The sequence below is a fragment of the Streptomyces sp. XM83C genome (assembly GCF_023072675.1).
Classification (GTDB): Bacteria; Actinomycetota; Actinomycetes; order Streptomycetales; family Streptomycetaceae; genus Streptomyces; species Streptomyces thermocoprophilus.
Genome location: NZ_JALLGL010000298.1, coordinates 1 through 7,511, shown reverse-complemented (window position 1 = coordinate 7,511; position 7,511 = coordinate 1). Strand labels below are relative to the sequence as shown.

Genomic DNA, 7,511 nt, shown 5'->3' with positions numbered 1-7,511 from the left:
CCCGAGGAAGCCGCCCGCTGCGCCGCCCCCGACCCCGGGCTGATCACCCCCCTGCTGCTGCGGGCCGCGCAGGGCGTGTCCGACGAGCGGTACTGGGATCTCGTGCACGCGCTGCGTGTCGCCGGCACCGGCGGCTGAAACACCCGAACGCGCAGGACGATGGTCTTGGCAAGCCCGTCGCCGGGGCTTACGTTCGACCCTCTACGGCCTGCTCTACGGGCGTAGAGGCTCTGACGTCGCGAAGGAGCAGCTCATGGCCAACGTCGTACGTGCCGCTCTGGTCCAGGCCACCTGGACCGGCGACACCGAGTCCATGGTGGCGAAGCACGAGGAGCACGCCCGCGAGGCGGCCCGCCACGGCGCGAAGATCATCGGCTTCCAGGAAGTCTTCAACAGCCCCTACTTCTGCCAGGTCGAGGACACCGAGCACTACCGCTGGGCCGAGCCGGTGCCCGACGGGCCCACGGTGAGCCGGATGAAGGAACTGGCACGCGACACCGGCATGGTCATCGTCGTACCGGTGTTCGAGGTGGAGCAGCCGGGGTTCTACTACAACACCGCGGCCGTGATCGACGCCGACGGCACCTACCTCGGCAAGTACCGCAAGCACCACATCCCGCAGCTCAAAGGCTTCTGGGAGAAGTTCTACTTCCGGCCCGGCAACCTCGGCTGGCCCGTCTTCGACACCGCCGCCGGCCGGGTCGGCGTCTACATCTGCTACGACCGCCACTTCCCGGAGGGCTGGCGGCAGCTCGGCCTCAACGGGGCCCAGCTCGTCTACAACCCGTCCGCCACCCACCGCGGCCTCTCCTCCCACCTGTGGCGGCTGGAACAGCCGGCCGCGGCCGTCGCCAACGCCTACTACGTCGCCGCGATCAACCGCGTCGGCCGGGAGGAGTACGGCGACAACGACTTCTACGGCACCAGCTACTTCGTCGACCCGCGCGGACAGTTCGTCGGCGACGTCGCCGACGACACCGCGGAGGAACTCCTCGTCCGCGACCTCGACATGGACCTCATCGAAGAAGTGCGGCAGCAGTGGGCCTTCTACCGCGACCGCCGCCCCGACGCCTACGAAGGGCTGGTGCAGCCGTGAGCGACCTCTTCGCCCGCCACCGCGCGGTGATGCCGGACTGGCTCGCCCTCTACTACGACGACCCCATCGAGATCACCCACGGCGAGGGCCGCCACGTCTGGGACTCCGACGGCAACCGCTACCTCGACTTCTTCGGCGGCATCCTCACCACCATGACCGCGCACGCCCTGCCCGAGGTGACCAAAGCGGTCAGCGAGCAGGCCGGGCGGATCATCCACTCCTCCACCCTCTACCTCAACCGGCCCATGGTCGAACTCGCCGAACGGATCGCCCAGCTCAGCGGCATCCCCGACGCGCGGGTCTTCTTCACCACCTCCGGCACCGAGGCCAACGACACCGCCCTGCTGCTCGCCACCACCTACCGGCGCAGCAACACGATCCTGGCGATGCGCAACAGCTACCACGGCCGCTCCTTCAGCGCCGTCGGCATCACCGGCAACCGCGGCTGGTCACCGACGTCGCTGTCCCCGTTGCAGACGCTGTACGTGCACGGCGCCGTCCGCTCCCGCGGGCCCTTCGCCCACCTCGACGACGACGCGTTCATCGCGGCCTGCGTCGACGACCTGAAGGACCTCCTCGGACACACCCGCCCGCCCGCCGCCCTCATCGCCGAACCGATCCAGGGCGTCGGAGGGTTCACCTCCCCGCCCGACGGGCTGTACGCCGCGTTCCGGGACGTCCTGCACGAGCGGGGCATCCTGTGGATCGCCGACGAGGTGCAGACCGGCTGGGGCCGCACCGGCGACCACTTCTGGGGCTGGCAGGCCCACGCCCGCAGCGGCCCGCCCGACATCGTCACCTTCGCCAAGGGCATCGGCAACGGCATGTCCATCGGCGGGGTCGTCGCCCGCGCCGAGATCATGAACTGCCTCGACGCCAACAGCATCTCCACCTTCGGCGGCACCCAGATCACCATGGCCGCCGGCCTCGCCAACCTCACCTACCTCCTCGAACACGACCTCCAGGGCAACGCCCGGCGCGTCGGCGGACTCCTCATCGAACGGCTGCGGGCCGTCGCCGCCCAGGTGCCCGCCGTACGGGAGGTACGCGGACGCGGACTGATGATCGGCGTCGAACTCGCCCGGCCCGGCACCGGCGAGGCCGACCCGCAGGCCGCCTCCGCCGTCCTGGAGGCCTGCCGCGCCGACGGCCTGCTCATCGGCAAGGGCGGCGGCCACGACACCAGCGCCCTGCGCATCGCCCCGCCGCTCACCCTCACCGTCGCGGAGGCCGAGGAAGGCGCCGCGATCCTCGAACGCGCCCTGAGGAGCATCCCGTAGCACCCGCGAGCACCGCACGCAGCACGAGCAGGGGGCACGATGACCACCACCCTGGAGCCCTGGGAACCGGCCCTGTCCGTACGGCAGGTCCTCGGCCTGGAACGGGTCCTCGCCGGTGAGCCCGAGGTGGTGGCCGGCGCCGACCAGCTCGACCGGCCCGTGCGCTGGGTGCACGTCGCCGAGGCCGCCGACGTCGGGGTGATGCTCAGCGGCGGCGAGATGGTCCTCACCACCGGGGTCCTCCTCGCCGGCGACGAGTACAAACAGGCCGAGTACGTGCGCTCCCTGCACCGCGCCGAGGCCGCCGCCGTCGTCCTCGGCCTCGGCCGGGCCTTCCCCGCACCGCCCGACGCGATGCGTCGCGCCGCCGAACGCTGCCGGCTGCCCATGGTCGTGCTGCACCGACCGTTCCCCTTCGCACAGCTCACCGAGGAGGTCCAGGCCCGGCTCGTACGCCGCAAATACGCGGCCGTCAGCCTCTCGGAGACCGTCCGCACCGCCCTCACCGCGCTGATCACCGCGGGCGCCCCGCTGCAACGCCTCCTCGACGAGATCGCCGCGCACTCCGGCTGCCCCGTCGTCGTCGCCAACCTCGCCCACCGCGTCCTCGCCACCGCCGGCGAGCGGCCCGCCGTCGACGACGTGCTGCGCGACTGGGAACGCATCGCCCGCCAGGCCGGCGCCGGCCAGGGCGACGGCTGGATCCGCGCCGGCCTCGGCGGACGCGGCGAGAGATGGGGGCAGGTCGTGCTGTGCGGATACCGGGGCGACACCTCCGTCGGCCGGATCCTCGCCGACCGGGCCGCCGAGGCCCTCGTCCTGCACCGCATGCTGCACGGCACCGCCGCCGGCACCTGGGAGGAGCAGTCCGCGCACAGCCTCCTCACCGACCTGCTCGACGGCGCCGTACCCGCACGGCAACTGCTGCCCCGGGCACGGGCAGCCGGACTGCCCGTCAACCGGCGCACCTTCGTCCCGCTCGCCGTGCCCTCCGTACCGCCCGCCCGCCTCGACCGGCTGCTCAGACTTCTGGGCCTGCCCGGACTCGCCGCCCGCCTCGCCGACGGCACCACCGCCGTACTGCTCAGCCTCGCCCGCGACCAGGACGCCTCCGCCCTCACCGCCCACTTCGCGGACCGGCTGCGCGCCGACGCCGCCTGCGCCGGCACCGTCGTGGCCGCCGCCGCACCCTGCACCGCCTGGGACGACGTGCCCGCCGCGCTGCGCGAGGCCCGGCATGTCGCCGACGCCGTCGCCGGCTCCGCCGCCGCCCTCGACCTGCCGCCCGTGGTGCGGCTGCGCGACGTCCATCTGCGCGGCCTGATCCGGCTGCTGCGGGACGACCCGCACGTGCAGGCCTTCGCCGAACGCGAACTGGACGGGCTGCTGTGCCCGGACGACGACGACCTCCTCGCCGTACTGCGCACCTATCTCGCCACCGGGCGGAACAAGTCCCGCACCGCGCAGCTCCACCATGTCTCCCGGCCCGCGCTCTACCGCCGCCTGGAGGCGATACAGGCCCGGCTCGGCGTCGACCTCGACGACTTCGAGCAGGCCGCGTCCGTGCACATCGCGCTCCTCGCGCACGACGCGCAACAGCGGTGAAACCTGTGACGACCTGGGAAAACGGCGGTGAAACATGGGACGTGGGAAGCGTGACACCGTGGCACGCGGCACGCCCGCAGACGTGACACGGTGCAACTCAACGACGCCGCGAGGACTTTCTAGGCTCACCGCACCACACCGAGCGAGTGGAGGTCCCGATGAGCCCAGTGATCCGAGCCGCCCTCTTCCAGACCGCGTGGACGGGCGACAAGGAGTCCATGATCCGGGTCCACGAGCAGGCGGCCCGCGACGCCGCCGCGCAGGGCGCCCAAGTGCTCTGCTTCCAGGAGCTGTTCTACGGGCCGTACTTCTGCCAGGTGCAGGACCCCGCCTTCTACGAGTACGCCGAGCAGATCCCCGAAGGGCCGACCGTCCGCCGCTTCCGGACGCTCGCCCGGGAACTGGGGCTGGTGCTGGTGCTGCCCATGTACGAGGAGGAGCAGCCCGGCGTCCTCTACAACACGGCCGCCGTGATCGACGCGGACGGCTCCTACCTCGGCAAGTACCGCAAGACGCACATCCCGCAGGTGCGCGGCTTCTGGGAGAAGTTCTACTTCCGCCCCGGCAACAGCGGCTGGCCCGTCTTCGACACCGCCGTAGGGAAGATCGGTGTCTACATCTGCTACGACCGTCACTTCCCGGAGGGCTGGCGGGCGCTCGGCCTGGCCGGGGCGCAGATCGTGTTCAACCCGTCGGCCACCTCGCGCGGTCTTTCCGGCTATCTGTGGCAGCTGGAGCAGCCGGCGGCGGCCGTCGCCAACGAGTACTTCGTCGGCGCGATCAACCGGGTCGGTGTCGAGGAGCTGGGCGACAACGACTTCTACGGCACCTCGTACTTCGTCGACCCGGAGGCCCAGTTCGTGGGCGAGGTGGCGAGCGACAAGGAGACCGAACTGGTCGTGCGGGACCTGGACCTGGCCAAGCTGCGCGAGGTCCGCGACCGCTGGCAGTTCTACCGCGACCGGGCACCCGGCGCGTACGGCCCGCTGACGGCGCCCTGAGCAGCACGGCGGCCGGCGCGGCGGCCCGCGCGGCCGGCCGTGGACAACCCGCACGTACCCACCGCGAGGAGCGAGAGATGACCCGAACAGTCATCCGCGGCGGCCTGGTGGTCACCGCGTCCGACGAGATCCACGCCGACGTCCTGATCGAGGACGGCCGCATCGCCGCCCTCGCCGCCTCCGGCACCTCCGCCGCCGAGGCCTGGACGGGCGACCGCGTCATCGACGCCACCGGCAAGTACGTCATCCCGGGCGGCGTCGACGCACACACCCACATGGAGCTGCCGTTCGGCGGCACCTTCGCCTCCGACACCTTCGAGACCGGCACCCGCGCCGCCGCCTGGGGCGGCACCACCACCATCGTCGACTTCGCGGTGCAGAGCGTCGGCGCCTCCCTGCGCGAGGGCCTGGACACCTGGCACGCCAAGGCCGAGGGCAACTGCGCGATCGACTACGCCTTCCACATGATCATCTCGGACGTCAACGAGTCCACGCTCAAGGAGATGCCGAAACTCATCGAGCACGGCATCTCCTCGTTCAAGCTGTTCATGGCGTATCCAGGGGTCTTCTACTCGGACGACGGGCAGATCCTGCGGGCGATGCAGGTCGCCGCCGACACCGGCGGGCTGATCATGATGCACGCCGAGAACGGCATCGCCATCGACGTCCTCGTCGAGCAGGCCCTCGCCCGCGGCGAGACCGACCCCCGCCACCACGGCGAGGTCCGCAAGGTCCTGCTGGAGGCCGAGGCCACGCACCGCGCGATCCAGCTCGCCCGCGTCGCCGGCTCCCCGCTGTACGTGGTGCACGTGTCCGCGGAGGAGGCGGTGGCGGAGCTGGCCGCGGCCCGTGACAAGGGCCTGCCGGTCTTCGGCGAGACCTGCCCGCAGTATCTGTTCCTGTCCACCGACAACCTCGCGGAACCCGACTTCGAGGGCGCCAAGTACGTGTGCAGCACCCCGCTGCGGCCCAAGGAGCACCAGGCGGCGCTGTGGCGGGGCCTGCGCACCGACGATCTGCAGGTGGTGTCCACCGACCACTGCCCGTTCTGCTTCTCCGGGCAGAAGGAACTGGGCCGCGGCGACTTCTCGAAGATCCCCAACGGTCTGCCCGGTGTGGAGAACCGTATGGACCTCCTCCACCAGGCGGTCGTCGACGGACACATCACGCGCCGCCGCTGGATCGAGATCGCCTGCGCCACCCCGGCGCGGATGTTCGGCCTGTACCCGAAGAAGGGCACGATCGCGCCCGGCGCCGACGCCGATGTGGTGATCTACGACCCGCACGCCACGCAGACGATGTCCGCGGAGACCCACCACATGAACGTCGACTACTCGGCGTACGAGGGGAAGACGGTCACCGGCCGCGTCGAGACCGTCCTGTCCCGCGGCGAGATCGTCATCGAGCAGCGGGAGTACAAGGGCCGCGCAGGACACGGCGCGTTCACGCCCCGCTCCACTTGCCAGTACCTGAACTGAACCAGGAGGTCCCGACGTGGACTTCGGACTCGTCCTGCAGACCGATCCGCCCGCTTCCCGCGTCATCGAGCTGATGCAGCGGGCCGAACGCAACGGTTTCACCCACGGCTGGACCTTCGACTCGTCCGTGCTCTGGCAGGAACCGTTCGTCATCTACAGCCAGATCCTCGCCCGGACCGAGCGGCTGATCGTCGGCCCGATGGTCACCAACCCCGGAACCCGCACCTGGGAGGTGACCGCCTCCACCTTCGCCACCCTCAACGACATGTTCGGCAACCGCACCGTGTGCGGCATCGGCCGCGGCGACTCCGCGATGCGCGTCGCCGGCCGCAGACCCAACACGCTCGCCCGCATCAGCGAGGCGATGAAGGTGATCCGCGCCCTCGCCGGCGGCGGCGAGGCCGACCTCGGCGGCGGCACGGTCGTACGGTTCCCGTGGATCAAACCGGACGCCGAACTGCCCGTGTGGATGGCCGCGTACGGGCCGAAGGCACTGAAGATGGCCGGGGAGGAGGCCGACGGTTTCATCCTCCAGCTGTCCGACCTGTACCTCACCGAGTACATGGTCAAAGCCGTCAAGGACGCCGCCGCTGCCGCCGGCCGCGACCCCGCCGACGTCACCGTCTGCGTCGCCGCCCCCGCCTACGTCACCGCCGACGACTCGCCGGAGGCGCTCGCCCACGCCCGCGAGCAGTGCCGCTGGTTCGGCGGCATGGTCGGCAACCATGTCGCCGATCTCGTCGCCAAGTACGGCGAGCACTCCTCGCAGGTGCCCGAGGCGCTCACCGAGTACATCAAGGCCCGCGAGGGCTACGACTACTCCCACCACGGACGTGCCGGGAACCCCGACACCGCGTTCGTGCCGGACGAGATCGTCGACCGGTTCTGCGTCATCGGGCCCGTCGAGAAGCATGTCGAGAAACTGAACGCCCTGCGCGAACTCGGCGTCGACCAGTTCGCCGTGTACGACATGCACGACGCGCAGGAAGCCGTGATCGACGCCTACGGGCAGCACGTCATCCCCGCCGTCAACATGTGACCCCCCACTGAC

At 70.9% G+C, this 7,511-nt stretch carries 6 protein-coding genes; all 6 read left to right on the top strand.

The window, feature by feature from the left end; all coding sequences use genetic code 11:
- Window positions 1-253 precede the first annotated feature (253 nt).
- Complete coding sequence (locus MTQ10_RS25190) at window positions 254-1,096, top strand: nitrilase-related carbon-nitrogen hydrolase (protein WP_247472448.1); 843 nt, start codon at window positions 254-256, stop codon at window positions 1,094-1,096.
- A gap of 29 nt (window positions 1,097-1,125) precedes the next feature.
- The gene (locus tag MTQ10_RS25185; protein ID WP_247472449.1) at window positions 1,126-2,376 is read left to right on the top strand and encodes an aspartate aminotransferase family protein; all 1,251 of its coding nucleotides are present in this window, start codon (window positions 1,126-1,128) and stop codon (window positions 2,374-2,376) included.
- A 39-nt stretch (window positions 2,377-2,415) separates the two neighbouring features.
- Window positions 2,416-3,981: a PucR family transcriptional regulator gene (locus MTQ10_RS25180; protein WP_247472447.1), complete on the top strand. Its 1,566-nt coding sequence runs from the start codon at window positions 2,416-2,418 to the stop codon at window positions 3,979-3,981.
- Window positions 3,982-4,139: 158 nt separating this feature from the next.
- Window positions 4,140-4,982 carry a nitrilase-related carbon-nitrogen hydrolase gene (locus tag MTQ10_RS25175; protein ID WP_247472446.1) on the top strand — a complete coding sequence of 281 codons (843 nt, stop codon included), beginning with the start codon at window positions 4,140-4,142 and terminating at the stop codon, window positions 4,980-4,982.
- A 77-nt stretch (window positions 4,983-5,059) separates the two neighbouring features.
- A complete protein-coding gene (hydA, locus tag MTQ10_RS25170) occupies window positions 5,060-6,460 on the top strand; it encodes a dihydropyrimidinase (protein ID WP_247472445.1) in 1,401 nt (466 codons plus the stop codon).
- A 16-nt stretch (window positions 6,461-6,476) separates the two neighbouring features.
- Window positions 6,477-7,499, top strand: a complete 1,023-nt coding sequence (locus MTQ10_RS25165; protein WP_247472444.1) for a TIGR03842 family LLM class F420-dependent oxidoreductase — start codon at window positions 6,477-6,479, stop codon at window positions 7,497-7,499.
- Window positions 7,500-7,511 lie beyond the last annotated feature (12 nt).